Here is a 19,402-nt window from a genome sequence, read left to right as displayed (position 1 = left end):
CGGACCTGTTCGGCGAGCACAAAACTGCCTGTATCTTGACTGCAGGCAACAGCTGGGGTCAACAACGCAAATGACCCGTCATAAGCCGCTGTTTCCGGATTCTATCAGGCTTGAGAGAAATTCAAACAAACGTTTGTATTGGACCCTTTCGGGCGTCTATATATAATGCGGCAGCTCGGCTTGGTCAGGGATACGATCCAGCCCTCCACTATCTATAAAACAATCAAGCCTTGAGTAGGAGATAGCCAATGGAACGCGAATACATGGAATTCGACGTAGTCATCGTCGGCGCCGGCCCCGCGGGCCTGTCCGCTGCCTGCCGACTGAAGCAACGAGCCGCCGATGCCGGAAAGGAAATCAGCGTCTGCGTCGTTGAGAAGGGTTCCGAAGTTGGCGCCCACATCCTATCCGGTGCCGTGTTCGAGCCGCGCGCGCTAACTGAACTCTTTCCCAACTGGAAAGAACTGGAGGCGCCGCTCAACACACCAGTCAAGCGTGACGACATCTACCTGCTCAAGACTGCCGAAGCCGCTCGCAAGCTGCCCAATGCGTTGGTTCCGAAAACCATGCACAACGAAGGCAATTACATCATTTCGCTGGGCAATCTGTGTCGCTGGCTGGCCCAGCAGGCCGAAAATCTTGGTGTCGAAATCTACCCGGGATTTGCCGCTCAGGAAGCGCTGATCGACGAACAGGGCGTGGTGCGCGGCATTCTAACCGGTGATCTCGGCGTGGACCGCGAGGGCAATCCGAAAGAAGGCATGTACACCCCCGGCATGGAGCTGCGTGCGAAGTACACCCTGTTCGCCGAAGGCTGCCGTGGTCATATCGGCAAGCAGCTGATCAATCGATTCCAGCTCAATGCCAACGTCGATCCGCAGCACTACGGGATTGGCATCAAGGAGCTTTGGGACATCGACCCGGCCAAGCACGAGCAGGGTTTGGTCGTGCACACTGCGGGCTGGCCGCTGAACGATGACAACACCGGCGGCTCCTTCCTTTATCACCTGGAAAACAACCAGGTCGTGGTCGGGCTGATCGTCGATCTCTCCTACAGCAACCCGTACCTTTCGCCGTTCGATGAGTTCCAGCGCTACAAGCATCATCCGGTGATCAAGCAGTACCTGGAGGGCGGCAAGCGCGTCTCCTACGGCGCGCGGGCGATCGCCAAAGGCGGCATCAATTCGCTGCCGAAGATGGTGTTCAATGGCGGCGCATTGATCGGTTGCGACGCCGGCACCTTGAACTTCGCCAAGATCAAGGGCAGTCACACCGCCATGAAATCCGGCATGTTGGCCGCAGAAGCGGTAGCAGACGCCCTGTTCGCAGGCCGTGAGGGTGGCGACGAGCTGACTGGCTATGAAGAAGGTTTCAAAGCCAGCTGGCTTTACCAGGAGCTATACGCCAGCCGCAATTTTGGCGCAGCGATTCACAAGTGGGGCGCCATCAAGGGCGGTGCGTTCAACTTCATCGACCAGAACATATTCAGCGGCAAGATTCCGTTCACGTTGCACGACACCAAGCCGGATTACGCGTGTCTGAAGACAGCCGCAGAGTCGAAGAAGATCGACTATCCCAAGCCGGACGGTAAGCTCAGCTTCGACAAGCTGAGTTCGGTATTCCTCTCCAACACCAACCATGAAGAAGAGCAGCCGGTTCACCTCAAACTGATCGATCCGAGCATTCCGATCGAGAAGAACCTGCCCATGTACGACGAACCTGCCCAGCGTTACTGCCCGGCCGGCGTCTACGAGGTGGTGGACAATGATGAAGGCGGCAAACGCTTCCAGATCAACGCGCAAAACTGCGTGCACTGCAAGACTTGCGACATCAAGGACCCGGCCCAGAATATTGTCTGGGTCGCGCCGGAGGGCACCGGGGGTCCGAACTACCCCAACATGTAACTAAGGCTGCCCTGCAGTGCAGCGAACCCCGCCCCGGCGGGGTTTTTGCTTTTTTGAGATCCATCATTTCGGCGAATGCGAAGGAAATATCCGCCATCGAGCACGTCACCAGAGCAGCCACCCAGCAAAAAGCCCTGAAAACGAAAAGCCCCGGCCTGGGCCAGGGCTCTGTCACAGTTCCGCTAACAGCCGAAGGGCTGTTAGCGAATAGCCGGCGGTTACAACCCAGCCACATCCTCCGCCTGCAGGCCTTTCTGTCCCTGGGTGACCGAAAACTCGACCTGTTGCCCCTCGGCCAGAGAGCGGTGGCCTTCGCCACGAATCGCCTGGTAATGCACAAACACATCCGCACTACTGCCACGCTGGATGAATCCATAACCCTTGGCATCGTTGAACCACTTGACGGTCCCGGTTTCGCGCTCAGCCATCCTACTTCTCCAACTCGATTCTTATTATTCCCGCTCGGGGATCAACGGACAGGCGTGATCTTCTTAGATCAACGCCAGCGCCAAATATAGCGCAGCGGCCATGACAAGTACGTTTCTGGCGGTGCCGGCGCATCAGCATCGGCCCGATTGGGGCTCGGGCGCTCAGCACACAACACAAGCAAACCGCCAGGCCGGCAGCTCACCATGTTCATACGGATCGACGCCTGCGCCAGAACCACAGCAATAACATCCCGAGCGTGAGCAACAGCGGCACTAAACCGATATTGAAGAATTTGAGCGTCCGTCCCAGCGCCTCAATATCTGCGTTGAGCTGGTAACGCACCTCACGCAACTCTTTGCGGATGAGGAGCTTCTCCTGCATGAAATCCTGCAGCGCGGACTGTTGTTCAACAGTCAGCTGTACAGCTCCTTCCGCGTCCGGCCCCTGCAACTCGGCAAGCTGTGCCTCGGTCGCAGCCAGCCGTTGCTGCAACACGTCTTCCTTCTCGCGAAAGCGGTTCTCTGCCTGACGTTGCAAGTCTTCGACAACCGTAAACGGTCGAGCAAACCGACCACGTGAGCGGACGCTGATCAACGCATCGGTGCCGGACAGATTGTCCAGCGCATTGATAACGAAGGTGCCATTGTCAGCCCAGGGCTGGGGCATGCGCTGGCCGAAGAAGTTCTCGACCTGCACCCACATGCGGTCAGCAAGCAAGTCGGTGTCCGCCACAGCCAACACATTGATGCTCGAGCTGTCTTTCAGACCGTCCTTGCGGCCCTCGATACCGTTGGGATAAGCCGATTTAGCGGAGCCCTGGATACGCGCCGCAAGCGTGTAGCGCTCGCCTGTGGGCTCCAGCTCCCGCAAGAGCAGCTCGGGATTTTCCAATGTCGCAAAGCGCTCCGCCTCGATCGGCATGGCATAGCTGGAGCTCTGGATCAGCGGCACGAAACGAGTCGTTGCATCCTTCAGCGGCTCGAGAAAGCCCACGGTCGCCATGTTCAGGCTCTCCAGCGAAGCGGTTACGACGTCCTCGCTGTCCATCATGCGCTGCGGCAAGCTCAGCCAGGCCGGATGCCTGACCGGGCGGCGCTCCTCGCCCACTCCGACTGACATCGCATAGGACGCGTCCAATACCACCTTATTGGGCACCATGCGCACGCCCCAGGCGTTGAACAGGGGCTCCAGATCCGACGCGTTGCCCTCGCCGAACTCACCTGGCCCGATGCCCATGCCAGGGTCCGCCTCACTGTAGGGGTCGAGAAATACCAGTAGCTTGCCGCCCCGCATGACGAACTGGTCGATGGCATACAGGGTCTGCTGCGGCAGCTGCTTTGGATGGATCAGCATGAGCACCGAAACGTCCGAAGGGATCATGTCTACATCGGGCTTGAGGCTTTCGATATGGAACAGCTGACGGATGTTCTCCAGCACCATCCAAGGAGGCGCTGCCTGCTGGGTACGCATGTCAAAACCGCTCATGATGGACAGCCCTGAAAGCACGCCGACCACCGGCATTTGTGGCGTAGAAAGCGTCTGCACCAGACGACTGATTTCGTACTCGAGAAACGCCTCCTGATCCAACGGGAAGAACGGAATGCTCTGCGTCTGCCCCGCCGCGTTGATACCCGCCAAGCCGAAGTAGACATTGTCGCCGCCCTGATCCAGCGGCACAGCCTGCAGCCCGAGCTCGGCGGCCCGATCCTCCTCCTCGGAGAACGGCTCGGGATCGATCATCCGCAGCGTGATCTTTCCATCAGCCTCACGCTGATAGGCATACAGCAGCTCCTCAACGCGCCGTGCATAGTTGCGTAGCGCGACCAGGTCCCCCGTCGCCTCGTCCGAGTAGAACAACTGCAACTCAATCGGCTCCTCAAGCCCAGCCAGGATGGTCTCGGTACCTTTCGATAAGGTGTAGAGCTTCTGCTCGGTTAGATCCAGCCGCGCGTCGGTAAGCATCAGGCTGGAAACAGCATTGAATGCCAGGAAAGCCAGTGCGATCAGCAGCAGCCCGGCACCTGAATACATCAGTCGTTTCATGCGGGCTTCCTTATGCAGCTTTCTTCAAATCGACGACGATGGCAGTGGCCATCAGCCAGGCGATGATCAGGGTGACGAAGTACAGCAGATCTCGCAGATCAATGACCCCTTTGCTGAGCGAATCGAAACGAATCAGGATACTCAGCGATGCCACCGCGTCCACCAGCCACTGCGGCGCCCAGGCGAAGGCATCGAGCACCATCGGCAAACCGCTGACGATGAACAGAAAACACACGCTGACCGCCAGGATGAAGGCAACCACCTGATTTTTGGCCAGCGCCGACATGCAGGAGCCGATCGCCAGAAAAGCGCCAGCCAGCAGCCAGCTACCGAAATAGCCGGTGATGATCGCGCCGTTGTCTGGCTGGCCCAGGTAGTTGACGGTGATGACCATCGGAAACGTCAGCAGCAAGGCAAGCCCGGCAAACACCCAGGCCGCCAGGAATTTGCCGGTGACCGCCTCGAAACGGGTAATGGGCAAGGTCATCAACAGCTCGATGGAACCCGACTTGCGCTCCTCGGCCCACAGCCGCATGGCGATCGCTGGAATCAGAAACAGATAGAGCCATGTATGAAAACTGAAAAAGGGGACGAGATCCGCCTGGCCCCGCTCGTAGAAACCGCCCAGATAAAAGCTGAATACGCCCGACAACACGAGAAAGATCAACGTAAAGACGTAAGCGAGCGGCGTCGCGAAATAACTGCCCAGCTCACGTTTGAAGATCACCGGCAACTGACTCATAACGCCTCCCCACGCGTTAACGTCTGAAATACTTCGTCCAATCGGCCGCGTTCCACATCCAGCTCCCGCACGGCCCAGCCCTGCTGGGTGATCAAGGCATTGATCTGCGGAAAGATCACCTGACCCGGTTTGGCCAGCACCGTAAGGCTGTGCTCCAACTGATTCACCTCAATTCCGGCCACACCCGGCAAAGCCGCCAGGGCGACGTCATCCAGCGGCCCTTCGCCGACCAGCGTCACGGCCTGGTGATACCTGGAGCGACTTTGCAGTTCCAGTGGCGTTCCGTCGGCCACCAGCTGGCCGCGAGCGATGACGATGGCGCGCGTGCAGACCGCCGTGACCTCTTCGAGGATATGCGTAGAGATGATGACGATCTTGTCCCGGGCCAAGCCCTTGATCAGCTGGCGAACCTGGTGCTTCTGGTTCGGGTCCAGGCCATCGGTAGGCTCATCGAGGATCAGTACGCGCGGGTCATGCAGAATCGCCTGCGCCAGTCCAACACGACGCTTGAAGCCCTTGGACAGCGTGTCGATGCTCTGGCCAAGCACCGACTCCAGCTCGACCTGTCCCACGGCCGTGTCGACCCGCACGCGTTTATCCGCACCGCGATAACCACGCACCTCAGCGATGAACTCGAGGAAGCCCCGCACCGTCATGTCGCCGTAGCAGGGCGCGCCCTCAGGCAGATAGCCCATCTGGCGCTGTGCCTGAAGCGCCTGGGTCCGGATATCGCAACCAAAGATGCTTGCGCTGCCTGACGTCGGCGTGAGGAAGCCGGTCAACATCTTCATCGTCGTGGACTTTCCAGCCCCGTTCGGACCTAGAAACCCCAACACTTCGCCCGGTTCGACGGAGAAGGACAAGGCATCAACTACCGTGTGCTGGGCAAATCGCTTGGTCAGATTGTTCAGTTCGATCATCAACTTTCATCCGTGCTGACGGGCCTGCGGCCACGTTTGGCATACCGGCCCAATGCGCGCCGGACTATAAGGAGAGCCGCAACGCTATTGCAACCAGACCAGGTGGCTACTCGACAGCTAGGCCGCATTGCCTCGACTTGCACTAGCCTCAAGCGAGAGCAATAGGCGACCGGGATGTTAAAACATGATCGAACGAATCTTTCGCAGCAGCCGTTTCCTGGTACTGGTTGCCGTTGCAACGACGGCAATCTCGGCCGTGCTGTTGTACGGCGTCAGTCTGAACACCATGGTGCATCTGCTGCTGGAGCTGATCCATCAATTCCCGCACACCGCAAACGACAGCAAAAGTCTCGCCGTCAAGCTACTGAAGCTGCTAGATCTGCTGTTAATCGCCATTACCTTTCAGCTGATTGCCATCAGCCTGTATCGACTGTTCATCAAGCCCGTGCCGGCCGAACAGAGCGCCTCGCTCGGGCCGCTGGATATCAGGTCTTTCCATGACCTGAAGAAAACCCTGATACAGGTTTCGGTGGTGATCATCATCATTTTGTTTCTCGAGCATGCCGTCGAGGTGGGCGCTCAGCTGGAAAACCTGTATTTCGGAGCAGCCGTAAGCCTTGTCGTGTTCTCAGCCGCCTACGCATGGAGAAACATGAAGTAGGCCAGGACGAACGCTCAGGGCGACTATTGAATAGCAGCTCGCCCCTTCTGCAAACGGAACAGTGCCCTCACCCGCTTCGAACGTACCTCACCCGTCGAGCCAGCGCACCGAACCACGGACTTGTTTCACCAGACTTTTGCCCGCCAACACCGCATGCGGCACACTTGCGCGCTTCAAGGGCATTAACCCTTCCACAGTCGAATCTGCCGAATGACCCGCTCTCCGTTTCGCCGTCTCGTTTTTTCCCTCGTGCGTCGCCTGCTGTATGTCTGGGTGCGCTCCGAGACGATCAACCAGTCCGCTTTCACGCTCAAGCTAGACCGCAGCAAGCCGGTGTTCTACGTGCTGCAACGCGCTTCGCTGAGTGATCTGGCAGTGCTCGATCACGAGTGCAGCAAGGCCGGCCTGCCGCGCCCGGTAGCGGACGTGGCGGTGGGCAATCATGTCGAACCGGCGGCATTCATTTTTCTCAACCCCGCCGCCAGCTGGTTCGGCACACGGGCCCGCGCCGTTACGCCAGTGCCACTGGTGCGCCTGGTCGGTGCCCTGGAACAGAACGCCGTAGACAACGCCCAGATCATCCCGGTCAGCGTGTTCTGGGGTCGTTCGCCGGATCGCGAAACCAGCGCCTGGAAACTGCTGTTCGCCGACAGCTGGGCCGTCACCGGACGGCTGCGCAAGTTGCTCAGCATCGTCATGCTCGGGCGCGAGACCCGCGTGCAGTTTTCCACGCCGATTCAGCTCAACGAGCTGGTAGCCCAGAACAAGGGCCACGAGCGCACCCTGCGCATGGTTCATCGCATGCTGCGGGTGCATTTCCGCAATCAGAAGACGGCGGTGATCGGCCCCGACCTGTCGCACCGTCGCAACCTGGTCAAAGGTCTGGTGCATGGCCCGCAGGTGCGTCAGGCCATCAGGGACGAGGCCGAGCGCGAGAGCATTTCACTGGAAAAGGCCGAAGCGCGTGCGCTGCGCTACGGCAACGAAATCGCCTCGGACTACGCCTACACGGCCGTGCGCTTTCTTGAGGTAGTGCTGTCCTGGTTCTGGAACAAAATCTACGACGGCATCCGCGTCAATCACCTGGAGCCGCTGCAGGAGGCGGTGCAGGGCTACGAAGTCATCTACGTGCCGTGCCACCGCAGCCATATCGACTACCTGCTGCTGTCCTACCTGCTGTTTCGCAACGGCCTGACGCCGCCACACATCGCCGCGGGCATCAACCTCAACATGCCAGTGATCGGCAGCTTGCTGCGTCGTGGCGGGGCTTTCTTCATGCGCCGCTCGTTCAAGGGCAACCCGCTCTATACCTCCGTGTTCAATGAGTATTTGCACACCCTGTTCAGCCGTGGCTTTCCGGTCGAGTACTTCGTCGAGGGCGGTCGCTCGCGCACCGGGCGCATGCTGCAACCCAAGACCGGCATGCTCGCCATTACTCTGCGCAGCTACCTGCGTTCGTCGCGTCTGCCGATCCTTTTCGTGCCTGTGTACATCGGCTACGAGCGCGTGCTGGAAGGCCGCACCTATCTGGGCGAATTGCGCGGCGCGGCGAAGAAGAAGGAATCGATCTTCGACATCTTCAGGGTCATCGGCGCGCTGAAGCAGCGCTTTGGCCAGGTCTGGGTGAATTTCGGCGAGCCGCTGAAGCTCAACGAGTTTCTCGAGCAGCAGCAACCGGGTTGGCGCAAACAAGATCTGGCGCCGAATTTCCGCCCTGACTGGCTCAACGAGACCACCAATAAACTGTCCGAACGCATCGCCCAACGCCTCAACGAAGCCGCTGCGGTCAATCCGGTCAACCTAGTCGCGCTGGCGATGCTCTCCACCAGCCGTCAGGCGCTGGATCGCCGTTCACTGGCGCGCATCCTCAATCTCTACCAGAACCTGCTGCGTGCCGTGCCCTACTCGCCCCATACGACCCTGCCGGACGGCGATGGCGAGGCGCTGATCAGCTACGTGAAAGATCTCGGACTGCTCGCTGAGCAGAAGGATGCGCTGGGCAATATCCTCTATCTGGACGAGCAGAACGCCGTTCTGATGACCTACTACCGCAACAACGTGATGCATATCTTCGCCCTCCCAGCTTTGCTGGCGAGCTTCTTCCAGAGCAGCTCACGGATCGGCCGGGAACAGATCCTGCGTTTCACCGAGGCGCTCTATCCCTATCTGCGCGCCGAGTTGTTCATACGCTGGGAGCCAGAAGAGTTGCCTGCAGTGATTGATCAATGGCTGGCAGCCTTCGTCGAACAGGGGCTGCTCAAGCGCGACGGCGAAACCTACGTACGACCAGCGCCCAGCTCTCGTCAGTTCGTCCTGCTGACGCTGCTGGCGCGGACGATCATGCAGACGCTGCAGCGCTTCTACATGGCGATCTCGCTGCTGCTAAACAACGGTCAGAACACCCTAGACGCCGAGGAGCTGGAAACGCTCTGCACGGTCATGGCCCAGCGGCTGTCGATCCTGCATGGCCTGAACGCGCCGGAGTTCTTCGACAAGAGCCTGTTCCGGCACTTCATCAAGAGCCTGCTGGATCAGGACGTTCTGCGCGAGGATGCAACCGGGAAGCTCGGTCACCACAACAAACTCGGCGAATTGGCCGAGGGCGTGGCCAAGCGCGTGTTGCCAGCCGAAATTCGCCTGTCGATCCGCCAGGTGGCGCTGGAACGTCACGACGAGGAAACGCCGCCCGAGCAGCTGGAGGGTGGTCGGCTGCGCTGATCACGCGCCAACCAAACTGCCATCGATAGCGACCAGGCCCTTCACGCCACAGAGCGCCATGGCCACCGCCAGTTCGCATTGCAGACCGGCCAAAAGCTGCGCAACGGCTGCCTCGCCGCCGGCAGCCAGCGCCCAGGCCCAGGGGCGACCGATCATCACGCCCTGGGCGCCTAGCGCGAGCGCCTTGAGAATGTCGGCGCCGCTGCGAATACCGCCGTCGAGCAGAATCGGCAAGCGCCCGTCGAGCGCCTCAGCCACCGCCGGCAACTGGCAAACAGTGGACGAAACGCTATCGAGCTGACGCCCACCGTGGTTGGAGAGGACGATGCCATCTGCGCCGCAATCAAGCGCCTGCAACGCGTCATCCGGCTCCAGAATGCCCTTGAACACCAGCTTGCCCGGCCACTGCTGACGCAGCCAGCGGATGTCATCCCAGGTCACGCAGGGATCGAACTGTGCATCCAGCCAGGCCTTGAAGGCGCGCAGGTCGTTGGGGTCGGCCACCTGGTCGGTGAGGCTGCCGAAATGGTGTGGCTTGCCGAGAATGCCCACGTCCAGCAGCCAGCCGGGTCGCTGCGCCAGTTGGCTGGCCTTGGCCAGCTTGCCGCGCCATCCGGGGTCGAGCATGCCGTTGCGGATGTCGCGCCGACGAATCCCCGCGACCGGCAGGTCCACGGTGAACAGCAGTGTGTCGCAGCCGTTGGCCAGAGCCTGTTGCAGCAGGCCCTGCACCGCCTCGCGGTCGCGCAGCATATAGAGCTGAAACCAGCACTTGTTCGCACTCGCCGCCTGCACCTCGGCCAGCGAGCAGATGCCCACGGTAGACAAACTGAACGGCACACCGACCGCAGCAGCCGCCCGCGCGGCCTGGGCCTCGCCACGGCGTGCGTAGAGCCCGGCCATGCCCAGCGGCGCCAGCGCGAGGGGCATGCTCGCGGGCTGGCCGAATAGTGCGCAGCGTGTGTCGAGATTGTCCACATCGCAGAGCACTCGCTGGCGCAGATGCACATGCTGGAAGTCCCGACTGTTGGCGGCCAGGGTGTGTTCGTCACCCGCGCCACCGTCGATGTAGTCGAACAGGAAGCGCGGCAGTCGGCGTTCAGCCAGGCGTCGGTAGTCGTCGCAGCTGGCAGCCAAGTGGTGGCTCATGGCGTCGCCCTCCTCAACCGGTCACCCGACGCCACAGTGCGCGGCCCACCACCCGTATTTTGTCGCGCGGGGTAAAGCGCTTGAGGGTGGCCTTGACCACGCCTTCGGTGAAGCGCGTGCGCTTGCTGTAGTCGATGCGCACGTCCACCAGCACCGGCCTGCCCTCGCCGACGAACGCCATGGCACGGGCGATGCCGTCCATGCACTGCTCGGTGCTCTCGATGACGACGAAGGCCGCGCCGGTGGCCTCGGTCAGCGCGGCAAGATTGAGCGGATGCAGCACCGTGCAGGCCTTGCGGTTGTAGGGAATTTCCTGGGCCTGGGCGATCTGCGACAACTCGCCGTCATTGAACACGAATAACGCCACGCCCAGCCCGAGGCTGCTGGCGGTGACCAGCTCCAGCCCGGTCATGCGCAGCGCACCGTCGCCTACCACGCCCACCACTTGCCGCTCGGGATTGGCCAGCTTGGCGCCGATCATCCCCGGCACGCAATAGCCCATGGCGTTGAAATCGCTGGGCGAGATGAAGCCACGCGGACCATGGATCGGCATCAGCTCGGCCAGCAGGAACGTGTGGTTGCCATCGTCAGCCACCATGATGGCCTCGTCGTTCAACTGGGCGCGCAGGGCCTGGCAGAACGCTGCCGGGTTCACCCGTCCACGGCTGTCGTGCTGCAGCCATTCCTTCAAATAGGCAGCCTTGTCGGCGGCGATCCGCGCTGGCAGCGGGCTGACCGGCGCCTCCTTGCGCAGCGCCCGAACCTCGGTCAGCAACGCCGGAATCAACTGTTCCGCCGCGCCAGCCAAAGCGATGCGCGCGGGGTAGTTGGCATCGAAGACCTGGGGGTTGATGTCCAGGTGAATCAAGTTGTCCGGCACCGGCATGCTGTAGCTACCGGTGGGGATTTCTGCAAAGCGCGTACCCACCGCCAGCAGGCAGTCGCACTCGGCGAAGGCATTGGCCGCCGCTGGCACCGCGTAGTCGCCAAAACCCATGCCCACATGCAGCGGATGCGTGGCGGGAAAGGCGCTGAGCCCCTGCAGTGTGGTACAGACCGGCGCACCCAGCAGCTCGGCCAACTCGATCAGTTGCGCCTGCGCCCCCACCGCGCCCCAGCCGAGGAACAGGCCGGGCTGCCACGCCTCGACCAGGAGCCGTGCGGCTTCGCGCAGCTGCGCAAGGTCATGGCTGGGTGTCAGCGCCTCGGCGACGAAGGGTGGCATCTCAGCCACTTCGCCAAGGAAATTGCCGATGTTGTACGGCAGCTCGACGAACACCGGCCCCGGTTCTCCACCCTTTGCAATGCGGTAGGCCTCGTAAAGAGTCGGAATCACCTCGGCATGGCTGAGGATACGGAACGTCGCCTTGGTGATCGGTGCCAGCAGCGCGTGCTGGTCGATGTCGTGCAGCTGATAGCGCCGCCCGCTTTCGCTGTGGATGCCGCCGGAGATGATCAGCATGGGAATGCCGTCCAGCCCCGCCTCGCCGATTCCACTGGCCGCGTGGGTGACGCCGGCAGCCGGTACGATCACCAGGGTGCCGATACTCGACCCGGTGCGGCTGAAGGCATCGGCCATGAAGGCCGCACCGCATTCGTGGGTCACCAGCACCGGCTGGATGCTGTCCGAGGCGTTCAGCTCGTCGTACAGCTCGGTGTTGTGTACCCCCGGAATGCCGAAGGTGTGGCTGACGCCTAGTTGTTCCAGGGCGAAACGTGCCAGTGCGGCGCCGGTTTTCTTCATGGTGGTGCTCCTTGTTCTTATGTGTGCGATGCGTAGCCGACGATAGCCTGCGCAGCGCGGCGGCCATTGAGGATGCAGTTGGAGAGAAAGGTGCCCTCCAGCGAACGAATGCCGCTGATGCCACCACCACCGAAACCCGCCGCCTCCCCCGCTGCATACAGGCCCGCTACAGGTTTGCCCTCGGCGTTGAGCACCCGCGAATGCAGGTCGGTAAGCATGCCACCCATGCTCTTGCGGCTTATCAGCCGGGTGCGGATCGCGATCAGCGGGCCACCACCGGAATCCAGGATCGGCTGCACGCGGCAGGTGCGCAGGCGGTCACCGCGCCACTGCCGCAGTTGCTGCAGGCGGCGTAGCTGTTCGTCGTTGTACAGCGTCGGGCCGCGGCGGATACCGGCGTCGTAGCGCTGTATCGCGGCGTCCAGCAGTTGGGGATCGAGCTGACCGTCGCCGGCCAGCGCAGCCATGCGCCCGGCCAGTTGCGGCAGGTCTTCGGCAGCCAGCACGTCAGGGCAACGGTCGATCATCCAGCGCACCAGCTCGCGGTTGCCGGTGAACAACTGCCACAGCAGGCGCAGCAGCTTGCGGTCGCGAAAGTGCGGATTGCTGTCGGTGCCGGAGATGGCCATTTCCTTGATCGCGATGCGCCAGTTCAGCAACTGCCAGCTGTACTGGCCGGGCAGATGGCCGATGCGTTTGCACTGGTCATGAGTATCGAAACCGCCCACGAGAGGTTGTGGGCCGATGCGCCGGCCCGTGGCGTCGAGCCAGAGCGCCGAGCGCGAGGGAATCAGGCTCAGGCCGTGCTGCGGATACTGCGGCTCGGGGTGGGCAATGCCGGCAGCGTAGTTCCACATGCGCCCGAGCTTGACCACCTGCCCGCCCACCGCTTGGACCTGCTCATGCAGAGCGCCATCGGCGCGCGGGTCGGTGCCGTTGAGGATGTTTTCGGGAAAAGGGCCGTAGAGTGGGTCCCAGTGCTGACGCACCTTGGCCAGATCACCGTTGATGCCGCCGCTGCATACCACCACATGCTCAGCTTCGATACGGAACTCGCCGTCGGCGCTGCGCCCATGGCAACCCACTACGGCGCCATTGCGCATGTCCAGCCCCAGCACGCGATGCTCGAACAGACAACTGAGCCCGTCGTGCTCTAACAACTGCCGGACCAGCGTCTGCGCGATCCCACGCCCGCAACCCCAGGCCACGTGGTAGCGCGGCAACGAGTTGCCATCGCCGAAATTGCCACGTTCGACCCACTGCACCGCTGGAAAGAAGCTGACGCCGCGCTGACGCAGCCAGTCGTAGATATCCGCCTTGTTGCGCTCGGCATAATGCTCGGCCCAGCGCTGCCCCCAGTGATCGTCGGGCTCGAAGGCAGCCACGCGCAGCCAGTCTTCGAGCAGTTGCTGCGGCGAATCCTGCACTTTGTTGCGCCGCTGCTCGGGGGTGCCGCACAGCAGCATGCCGCCGAAGGCATCGTTGGCCTGACCACCGCAATGGCTGCGCGGCCCGGCATCGAGCAGCAGCACCTTACGGCCCTGTTCGAGCAGTTCCAGCGCGGTGCTGATCCCCGCCAGCCCGGCGCCGATCACCAGGGTTTCACAACGATGAAGCACAGCGCTCATAGGACCTCCTGGCAAACGCAGCGACACCATGAGACTAGGCTGATACGCCCAATTCAGCCTGACATTTCACGAACATCAAGTTGACATATTGCGAATATCTGGCAGAAGTAGAGCCCGCTCACTCCTGTCGGAGCGAGTGCGAGCTTCGCGGCGAAGCCGCTCCTTCAGCCGCCATGCCAGGACCGCTTGCATGACCCAGATCGCCCGCAGCGCCGTATTTATCGGCTTCGACAGCCTCTGTCGCCGCCATGGCCTCAACCCTCACGAACTGCTGCGCCGCTGCGAGCTGGACCCACTGGTGCTGCGCCGTCCCGATCTCTATGTGCCCTATGCGCGCTTTGCCCAGGCACTCAACCTGGCCGCCGCCGAAGGCCCGGCGCCGAGCTTCGGCCTGCAACTGAGCGAGTACCATGACTACCTGGTGTTCGGCCCGTTCGGCCTGCTGTTGGCGCAGGCAGACAGCTTCGCCGAGGTACTCAAGCTCACCCAGCAGTACGTGCACCTGCATGCCCAGGGCATCTCGCTGCATCTGCAGACGCAAGGCGAGCAGCTGCGCGTCGAGTACCGCCTGCAGTTGCAGGAGCCGGTGGACTTGCGTCAGCTGCGCGAGCTGGGGCTGGGCGTGACCCAGCGCACCATGGCCGGGCTGTTCGCCGCCGAATGGCAACCGCGCCAGTTACTGATCAGCCACGCGGCGTTGGGCGAGCCGCAGGAATATGCGCGGCTTTTCCCTTGCCCGGTGCTGTTCGAGCAGCCTTGCAGCGGCTTCATCACCAACGCCAACATTTTCACCCTGCGCCCGGTGGAGCAGCGCAGCCAGCTCAAATCGCACCTGATCGAACAGTTTCGCCACAACTCGCAGTTGCCGACGGATCACGTCGAGCGCACGCGCTACGTCCTGCAATCGATCCTTTCCACCGGCGAGGCCCGACTGGAGGTGGTCGCCAGCCTGCTCGGCCAGCATCCACGCAGCCTGCAATTGGCGCTGCAACGCCAGGGCCAAAGCTTTCGCAGCCTGCTCGATGAGGTTCGCTACGACGAGGCGCGCCAGCAACTGCGGCTTTCCGCGCAATCGATTACCGATCTGGCGCTGCACCTGGGCTATGCCGACGAGACGGCCTTTTCCCGTGCTTTCAAGCGCTGGAGCGGAGTGGCGCCGCAACAATGGCGCAAGGCGCATTTCAACATCACGTAGCGCGTCCGGGAGACCTGCTAAGCTCGCCGAATCACTACCAGAGGATCTGCCCATGCGCCGCATCGCTACTCTTATCGCCGGCCTGTTGCTGTCTACCGGCGCATTCGCGCTTTCGCTGTCCGATCTCAGCCAGGGCGACGCCAGCAACGCCCTCAAAGATGCGCTCAGCCAGGGCACCAAAGTGGCCGTCCAGCAACTCGGGCAGCCTGGAGGTTTCAGCAACGATCCGGATCTGCGCATCGAGCTGCCTGGCAACATCGGAAAGGCCTCTCGCATGTTGAAGATGATGGGCATGGGCGCTCAGGTCGAGGAGCTGGAAACCGGCATGAACAAAGCCGCCGAAGCGGCCGTTCCCCAAGCGCAGGCTTTGTTGCTGGAGGCAGTGAAGAAGATGACCGTAGCCGACGCCAAGGCCATTCTTGCCGGCGGCAATGACTCGGCGACGCAGTACCTGAACAAGACCAGCCGTGACGAAATCCGTACCAAGTTCATGCCGATCATCAAGCAAGCCACCGACAAGGTCGGCGTCGCTCAGCAGTACAACGCGCTGGCCGGTAAGGCGTCCGGACTGGGCGCGATTGACCCCAAGTACGGCACTGTCGAGGGCTATGTGGCCGAACAGACGCTTGATGGCCTGTTCGCGGTCATCGCCGAGCAGGAAGCGGCTATTCGCCAGAACCCTACGCAGGCCGCAACGAGCGTGGCAAAGAAAGTGTTCGGCGTGTTGATGGGCAATTGATCGATCTGTTTCAAGGCTGCATACGATGTATCACGGAGAAAAATTCAACGCTTGGACGCACCTGACAGGCGGTGTGCTGGCGCTGATCGGAACAGTCTGGTTGCTGGCCCTGGCAGCCATGGATGGAGACCTGGCGAAGATCGTCAGCGTCGCCATCTACGGTTTCACCCTGGTGCTGCTGTACAGCGCCTCGACGCTCTATCACAGCGTCCGTGGCCGCGCCAAAGCGGTGATGCAAAAGCTCGATCACCTGTCGATCTATCTGCTGATCGCCGGCAGCTACACACCGTTCTGCCTGGTCACGCTGCGCGGTAGCTGGGGCTGGTGGCTGTTCGGGATCGTCTGGTCACTGGCTGTCATCGGCATGCTGCAGGAGATCAAGCCACGCTCGGAAGCGCGGGTGCTGTCGGTGATCATCTACGCCATCATGGGCTGGATCGTACTGGTGGCCGTCAAGCCGCTGCTTGCCGCACTCGGCACCGCCGGTATCAGCTGGCTGGTGGCCGGCGGCGTTTCCTATACGGTCGGCATCATCTTCTTCGCCTACGACCAGCGCTTTCGCCATTGGCATGGCATCTGGCACCTGTTTGTCATGGCTGGCAGCCTGCTGCATTTCGTGGCCATCCTGCGCTACGTCATCTGACGCCATCCCTCTGCATTGGTCAGCTACAGCTCGTGCATGCGGTTGACCTGCTGAGCCAGACGCATGGTTTCGTGCTCCTCGAGCTGAAGCAGCTCGCCGAGCAGCTCGCGTGCCTTATCCAGCGCTGGACGCTTTTCCAGCGAGCGGTACAGGTCGATGATCCGGTTGTGAAGGGCGAAGACCTCGCGTGAAATGCCGTCGACACTCATCTGTGCATAGGCCTCGCTGTCGAGGTCCAGCGCCAGCACTTCACCCTCGACCGCCTCGTGCAGTCGGGCTTGCAGCGCGCGCGGATCGGCGTGCTCCTTGATCCGTGCAATGGTGTGGGTCAGCTCGTGCTCGTGCTGCGCGAGATAAGTCATCAGCATCGAGGCCAATGAGTCGCTGCGCTCATCGGCGGCTTCTGTCATGCACTCGGAGAGCCGGGAATGGGCCTGGCTGGTCCAGTCGATCAGGTCTTCGCATCGTTCGATGTTCATACCACCTCCATCCGCCGCGTTTGATTTGCCGAGCAGGATAGCCAGCAGGGTTGCACGTCAAGCGGTAACCCGATGCAAACACGCGCAGCCTGGATTGGCCAGTACTGGGTATCGGCCGCCTCTGTGATCTCGCAGCCATCATGCTCCGTAAGCCTATCTCAGGCCAGCGTCCCCGTCGGTTGTCAGTCAGCTAAGCGGAACAGGATATCGAACGACGTCCAGCCGTCGCGGCTGCTGCATTGGATCTCGCCATGGTGCGCCTCGATGATCGAACGGGTGATCGCCAAGCCCAGCCCGGCATTGCTCGGGCTGCCTTCCCGGCGCGCCGGGTCGACGCGATAGAAGCGGTCGAACAGTCGCGGCACGTGTTGCTCGGAAATGCCCACGCCAGGGTTGCCGATGCTCAGCGACACCCCCTGCTCACCCGCCGCAATGGCCAGCTCGATCGTGCCACCGTCGGGCGTGTAACGCAGTGCGTTGGACAGCAGGTTCGACAGCGCACGACGCAGCATGGCGGGATCCCCCTGGATGCGCGCATCGCCCGACAGCACGAAGCGGATACCGCGTTCATCGGCGGTCAGCTGGTAGAAATCCAGCAGTTTTTCGCACAACGCGTGCAATTCGATCGATTGCCCCTCGGGGATAATCAGGCCGTTATCAGCTTTCGCCAGGAACAACATGTCGTCGATCATCCGCGCCATGCGACGTAGCTCGTCCAGGTTGGAATACAGGTTCTCCTGATAGTCCTCACGGCTGCGCGCACGGGTTAGCACCACCTCGGTGTGCGTCATCAGATTGGACAGCGGCGTGCGCAGCTCGTGGGCGATGTCCGCCGAGAAGTTCGACAGCCGCACAAAGGCGTCTTCCAGTCGCGCCAGCATCGCATTGAACGCCAGCACCAACTGCTGCAGCTCCGCCGGCGTCGACTCGGCCGGAATCCGCTCGGTCAGCGACTTGGCCGACACCGATGCCGCCACCAGCGTCACCTCGCGCAACGGCCGCAACCCGCTCCGCGCCAGCAGCCAACCGAGCACGCCGCTGAGCAGCGCACAGAGCACCAGCGCGCCCCAGAGCCATCCCGCCAAGGTGTTCAGGAAGACTTTGTGCGTGGTGATATCGAGCGCCAACTCGATGCTCAACGGACGGCCTGCCACCTCGATGACGGCAGTCCTGCGACGCCACACCCGCTGCACATCTGCGCCGACGGAACCATGCGCGTGCGGTTTGGCCGCGTAGGCGGCGCCGCTGGCGGCAAACAACACCTGACCCTCGGCATCGACGATCCGCACCGCCAGGTCGCTGTGCCCGCCGAGCAATGCCTGCAGTTGCGGCCGCAGCGCGTCGAACCGGGCCAGATCATCGAGGCCCCGCAGCAGCTGTCGGCTGGCCTGGAGCTTGTCCTCCAGGGTATGCCGATCCAGCTCGTCGAAGTGGTGCTGACTCAACTGGAAGAAAAAGAAGCCCGCCGCGCCGAGCACCCCGGTGACCGCCAGCATGAACATCAGGCTCAGCCTGGCGGTTAGCGACAACTGCTTCGTCATGCTGGGTCCGGCTCGTCGATCATGTAGCCCATGCCGCGCGCGGTATGGATGAGCTTGGGTTCAAAGCCATCGTCAATCTTCGCGCGAAGCCTGCGAATCGCCACCTCGATGACGTTGGTGTCGCTGTCGAAATTCATGTCCCAGACTTGCGACGCGATCAGCGATTTGGGCAGTACTTCGCCGCGCCGACGCAGCAGCAGCTCCAGCAGGGCGAACTCCTTGGCGGTCAGGTCGATGCGCTGACCGGCACGGACGGCACGGCGCTTGAGCAAATCCACTTCCAGGTTGGCAATGCTCAGCTGGGTCTGTAAGGCAGCCGCGCTGCCCCTGCGCAGCAAGGTACGTACCCGCGCCAGCAGTTCGGAAAAGGCGAAGGGCTTGATCAGGTAGTCATCCGCGCCCAACTCCAGGCCCTTGACCCGGTCTTCCACGCGGTCACGTGCGGTAAGGAACAACACCGGCACCTCCTGCCCCGCTGCACGGACCATACGCAGCACTTCCCAGCCGTCCAGACCCGGCATCATCACGTCCAGGATCAGCAGGTCGTACGACGTGCTCAGCACGTGCTGCAAGGCGTCGGTGCCGTTGGTGACGAGATCGACAGAGAATCCTGCCTCACTCAAGCCCTGCTGCAGGTAGGTTCCGGTTTTCGGTTCGTCTTCAGCGACCAAAAGCTTCATTCGGCTCGTCCTCTCCATCCGTCACTCAAGTCTGCCGGGAACACCGCTGACGGACCACAAGCTGACAAAAAAGTAATATTCCGCTCAGCTTGCGGAAAGCCGACTCGGGCTATGTTGGCAGCCAGACGAAGCGTCAGAGGCAACACCTTGACCTTGCCATCAGGACAAGGTTGATGATCAAGCCTAG

The 19,402-nt window shown here is 61.8% G+C and carries 16 protein-coding genes; 6 read left to right on the top strand and 10 right to left on the bottom strand.

The genetic code is table 11. The annotated features are described in order from the left end of the window. The first annotated feature begins 248 nt into the window (after window positions 1-248). A complete protein-coding gene (locus BUE09_RS13775; protein ID WP_073301501.1) occupies window positions 249-1,904 on the top strand; it encodes an electron transfer flavoprotein-ubiquinone oxidoreductase in 1,656 nt (551 codons plus the stop codon). Window positions 1,905-2,122: 218 nt separating this feature from the next. Here the strand turns inward: BUE09_RS13775 and BUE09_RS13770 are convergent, their stop codons facing one another. From BUE09_RS13770 to BUE09_RS13755, 4 genes are all read right to left on the bottom strand, one after another. Then, a complete protein-coding gene (locus BUE09_RS13770) occupies window positions 2,123-2,332 on the bottom strand; it encodes a cold-shock protein (RefSeq protein ID WP_073301500.1) in 210 nt (69 codons plus the stop codon). Window positions 2,333-2,540: 208 nt separating this feature from the next. Further along, window positions 2,541-4,376, bottom strand: a complete 1,836-nt coding sequence (locus tag BUE09_RS13765; protein ID WP_073301499.1) for a GldG family protein — start codon at window positions 4,374-4,376, stop codon at window positions 2,541-2,543. A gap of 10 nt (window positions 4,377-4,386) precedes the next feature. Then, the gene (locus tag BUE09_RS13760; protein ID WP_073301498.1) at window positions 4,387-5,118 is read right to left on the bottom strand and encodes an ABC transporter permease subunit; all 732 of its coding nucleotides are present in this window, start codon (window positions 5,116-5,118) and stop codon (window positions 4,387-4,389) included. Then, window positions 5,115-6,038 (bottom strand): ABC transporter ATP-binding protein, encoded by a 924-nt coding sequence (locus BUE09_RS13755; RefSeq protein WP_073301497.1) that lies wholly within the window; start codon window positions 6,036-6,038, stop codon window positions 5,115-5,117. The genes BUE09_RS13760 and BUE09_RS13755 overlap by 4 nt, the downstream gene beginning before the upstream one ends. Before the next feature lie 184 nt (window positions 6,039-6,222). Here BUE09_RS13755 and BUE09_RS13750 point away from each other — a divergent pair, with 184 nt between their 5' ends. Then, window positions 6,223-6,699, top strand: a complete 477-nt coding sequence (locus BUE09_RS13750) for a YqhA family protein (protein ID WP_073301496.1) — start codon at window positions 6,223-6,225, stop codon at window positions 6,697-6,699. A gap of 210 nt (window positions 6,700-6,909) precedes the next feature. Beyond that, entirely contained in the window at window positions 6,910-9,417 is a 2,508-nt protein-coding gene (gene plsB / locus BUE09_RS13745; RefSeq protein ID WP_073301495.1) for a glycerol-3-phosphate 1-O-acyltransferase PlsB, read from the top strand. Here plsB and BUE09_RS13740 read toward each other — a convergent pair whose 3' ends face one another. Genes BUE09_RS13740 through BUE09_RS13730 form a run of 3 tightly spaced genes read right to left on the bottom strand, consistent with a single transcriptional unit; the run spans window position 9,418 to window position 13,938 of the window. Continuing rightward, a complete protein-coding gene (locus BUE09_RS13740) occupies window positions 9,418-10,566 on the bottom strand; it encodes an L-lactate dehydrogenase (RefSeq protein WP_073301494.1) in 1,149 nt (382 codons plus the stop codon). Between the two features lie 13 nt (window positions 10,567-10,579). Beyond that, a complete protein-coding gene (locus BUE09_RS13735) occupies window positions 10,580-12,310 on the bottom strand; it encodes a thiamine pyrophosphate-binding protein (RefSeq protein WP_073301493.1) in 1,731 nt (576 codons plus the stop codon). 17 nt (window positions 12,311-12,327) lie between these two features. Further along, on the bottom strand, window positions 12,328-13,938 hold the full coding sequence (locus tag BUE09_RS13730) for an FAD-dependent oxidoreductase (RefSeq protein ID WP_083380763.1): 1,611 nt from the start codon (window positions 13,936-13,938) through the stop codon (window positions 12,328-12,330). A 190-nt stretch (window positions 13,939-14,128) separates the two neighbouring features. On the opposite strand from BUE09_RS13730, the gene BUE09_RS13725 reads away from it, so the two are divergent. From BUE09_RS13725 to trhA, 3 genes are read left to right on the top strand one after another with little or no spacing between them, the layout of a single operon-like run. After that, complete coding sequence (locus tag BUE09_RS13725; protein WP_073301492.1) at window positions 14,129-15,133, top strand: AraC family transcriptional regulator; 1,005 nt, start codon at window positions 14,129-14,131, stop codon at window positions 15,131-15,133. 52 nt (window positions 15,134-15,185) lie between these two features. Next, window positions 15,186-15,872, top strand: coding sequence for a DUF4197 domain-containing protein (locus BUE09_RS13720; RefSeq protein ID WP_073301491.1), 687 nt, complete (start codon window positions 15,186-15,188; stop codon window positions 15,870-15,872). 25 nt (window positions 15,873-15,897) lie between these two features. Then, window positions 15,898-16,515, top strand: a complete 618-nt coding sequence (trhA, locus tag BUE09_RS13715) for a PAQR family membrane homeostasis protein TrhA (protein ID WP_073301490.1) — start codon at window positions 15,898-15,900, stop codon at window positions 16,513-16,515. Window positions 16,516-16,538: 23 nt separating this feature from the next. Here trhA and BUE09_RS13710 read toward each other — a convergent pair whose 3' ends face one another. From BUE09_RS13710 to BUE09_RS13700, 3 genes are all read right to left on the bottom strand, one after another. After that, window positions 16,539-16,994 carry a hypothetical protein gene (locus BUE09_RS13710; RefSeq protein WP_073301489.1) on the bottom strand — a complete coding sequence of 152 codons (456 nt, stop codon included), beginning with the start codon at window positions 16,992-16,994 and terminating at the stop codon, window positions 16,539-16,541. A gap of 182 nt (window positions 16,995-17,176) precedes the next feature. Beyond that, entirely contained in the window at window positions 17,177-18,535 is a 1,359-nt protein-coding gene (locus tag BUE09_RS13705; protein WP_073301488.1) for a heavy metal sensor histidine kinase, read from the bottom strand. After that, a complete protein-coding gene (locus BUE09_RS13700) occupies window positions 18,532-19,215 on the bottom strand; it encodes a heavy metal response regulator transcription factor (RefSeq protein WP_073301487.1) in 684 nt (227 codons plus the stop codon). Before BUE09_RS13700 ends, BUE09_RS13705 begins: the two co-directional genes overlap by 4 nt. Window positions 19,216-19,402: the final 187 nt, after the last annotated feature.

The sequence above is a fragment of the Stutzerimonas xanthomarina DSM 18231 genome (assembly GCF_900129835.1).
Classification (GTDB): domain Bacteria; phylum Pseudomonadota; class Gammaproteobacteria; order Pseudomonadales; family Pseudomonadaceae; genus Stutzerimonas; species Stutzerimonas xanthomarina.
Note: the sequence above shows the minus strand (reverse complement) of the source record. Positions and strands in the feature narration are given on the sequence as shown.